Genomic DNA, 2,846 nt, shown 5'->3' with positions numbered 1-2,846 from the left:
ACGGTGTGATCGTCGCTTTCGAATGCCCATCGCAACCTCCTTCGTTCAGGTGTTGCGACGACCGCTTGAATCCGCCCAGGAACCGAAGGTCGATAATCTTTTCTGCTGTGTTCTTTACACCGGATCGTGCGCACTCTTGTCGAGCAGACCGGCCTCGATCATCCCCTGATGAATGCGCGTGATCTCCGATCGCTCAATCTTCGCCAGCGGCGGGCGCACTACTGCGCGCGGCAATTTACCGCACAGCACCAGCGCTTCTTTCATGCGGTTGTGCATGTCGACGAATGGATCAGCGTAGAACACTCGCATCAGCGGTTCGATGCGGTTGTTGAGCTGCCTTGCCTCGACGAAGTCGTTGCCCTTCACCGCGCGGAATAGGCGCGCTTGCAATTCTGGGATCACGCTGCCGGAGCCTGACAGCAATCCATTGCAGCCGAGCACCAGGGAAGATAACAGCCAGGCACTATGCGTGGTGAGCACATTCACGGGCCGCGGCAGATTCTGCAGCGTGCGCACGTGCCACTCGTGATGCGGCACGTTGCCGATCCAGTCCTTGATGGCGCGGATGGTCGGTACCTGCGCGCACAGCTTCAGCAGCGTGTCCTTCGGATAGCCTTGACCGGTCGCGAGCGGATACTGGAACGCGATCAGCGGCAGGTCGGTCGCGTCGGCGATGCGCTTGAAATGTGCGAGCACCATTTCCGGCGACTGGCCGAGGGTGAACAGCGCCGGCGGGAATACCAAGAGTGCGGAAGCGCCGCCTTGTGTTGCCATGCGCGCAACGCGTGCCGCCTCAAGGCTGCCGTCGGCCCAGATGCCGTTGATCAGCGGCAGCTTGGTTCCGATCTCGTCCTGCGCGATGTCGAGCACCCGGCGCTGTTCGTCGAAACTGCAAGAGCCAACCTCGGTCGAGTGCGCATTGACGGTGATGGCCGAGAGGTCTTGCACAGAGGCGACGCCTCGAAGGTGCTTACGGAAACTCACCTCGTCGATGGTGAGATCGCCATCAAATGGCAGCAGCACCGCCGGAATCACGCCGTGCGGGACATAGTTCACATGTCGGGGCATGGCCCGCCTCCTATTCCTCATTATTTTCCGGCGTGAGCAAAGCAAACCGACTCGGAACCGCGGAAATGGGCGCCGAATTTCTATCCAGATTCCATGCCGTCTCGCGTGACCGCCAAATTGTACTGCCCGCCTTCAAGGCAGGCGAATTCCGACGAGAAGCGGCTGACGGCGGCGCGCATAAGGCGCGCCCTCTTATAGCATGTCGGTAAGGATGGCCGCCAGACAGACGAAGACGACACCGTTTGCAAACCGATCGCCAGCTTCTTGACCAAAATCAGTCAGTTGTTTTCCATCAGGCCGTAGCCGTTCCTTTGGCAGATAGAACCGATAGGCCCCCCAATCCTGGCTCGCCCAGCAGCATCGAAGTGCTGTCGCCACCCGAGTTGATACCCATCCTAAAAATTCCCAACGAAAACGTCGTATCCAGCCAGTTGAGCGGCGATCTAAGTAAAAAAGTTTGGCCGCTCACCTGCAGAAAGCACGGCTCCGTTCGGCGCCACGATATAGAGCCAAGCCCAAGACTAATTGCATGCCAGTTCGACTGCTGACCTGCCCAAACTCTTACGGATGATGCGCCCGGGGTCTTGAGCTCGAATGAGCGCCTCCACAATATCCATGATGTAGATGCGGTACATCAATACAATGAATTTTACCAACCTTGTTGGATGTCGCATAAGAAGACGTCGGTTTGGAGAAAAGCCTCGGTCCCATCAGAATGATTATCGATCTTTGCCTAGGCGAGGAGAAACATTTTGGGTGTACGTCAGGCATCAAGCCACGCGCTGCAGTCTGGCCACTCACCTAGTGCCGCGCGGGTTCGGCGCGGCCGGCACCGCCCAAAGGGTTGGCCGTTGTTCTCCAAATCCTTGTATCGGGCCGAGCATTAGGCCGAATTCCTTGAACTCTGGTTCAATTGAACAGAAGAAAGAAACGCCAAATTTTGCTCGGAACGTACATTGGCCTTTTGTGGCTTAAGGTTAGCGGCGAATGCCCTCGCCGCAAATGGACCATCGGTGGTAGCCCTCCTGCTGCCGATGGAAGCTGGCGCGATGTTAGCAGCGTCGCTCCTCCCTAGACTGACTTTGCCCGGCCACTGAATGTGGCCGGGCCTCTTTTGTGTGCCGAGCGTGAGGGACAGCGTTGAGGCGGAGGTTTCGTAAATAAGCTATGCGCTTCGTTCTAACAGCATTGGCACCTCTGTTGTCGAGTTGGTCCTCCACGAATGAATCTCAGCGCAGCCAACGATCATGAAGTTCATTTTGGTAAATCACAGGACGCCAAGCAGTTCGTCTATCTGCGCCGAGTGTCATCGATGCTTGGAGACAGGTTACTTGCGAGATATGTGCACGCGACAGCCCTATTGTGACTACGATTGTTATCTTCGTTACCGGGAGAAGATGCTATGCGTCCCATGGTTTGCGATAAAATGCGGCATCCATCGGCTCGCGCATGACTATTCGAATTGCTTCGAAGCGGTCGTTTGCTTTGCTGTTTTCACGTGCTGGTATTCGATCGCTTTTACCGAAGGCGCGCTGCGGCTTGGGGAAATGGGACTGCTGAAGCGACCTCGCGCGTAAGCGTGAATGAAGATAACGGCACATCGCTGAGCCGAAATCATCAATCTTCTCGAATAGTTGTTTTAGTATCTTGGGCGATCGCGTGTGCAGAACAATGAAGCTGCGTTGAAAGTTATCTTTGAGGTTGGGGGATATTGATCCGCATGTGCGGGATTGTCGGCATTCTCGGGCTCGAACCGGTTGCAGAGCAATTGGTGGATT

General features: G+C 56.3%; 2 protein-coding genes. Both read right to left on the bottom strand.

The features are described from left to right. Positions 1-114 precede the first annotated feature (114 nt). Positions 115-1,035 (bottom strand): dihydrodipicolinate synthase family protein, encoded by a 921-nt coding sequence (locus tag SO139_RS45915; protein WP_498542126.1) that lies wholly within the window; start codon positions 1,033-1,035, stop codon positions 115-117. A gap of 1,433 nt (positions 1,036-2,468) precedes the next feature. Continuing rightward, positions 2,469-2,846 (bottom strand): hypothetical protein (locus SO139_RS45910; protein WP_498542125.1); only part of this gene is annotated, 378 nt, incomplete at its 5' end.

The sequence above is a fragment of the Bradyrhizobium sp. UFLA05-89 genome (assembly GCF_059803475.1).
This window is presented reverse-complemented; position numbering and strand designations above follow the sequence as displayed.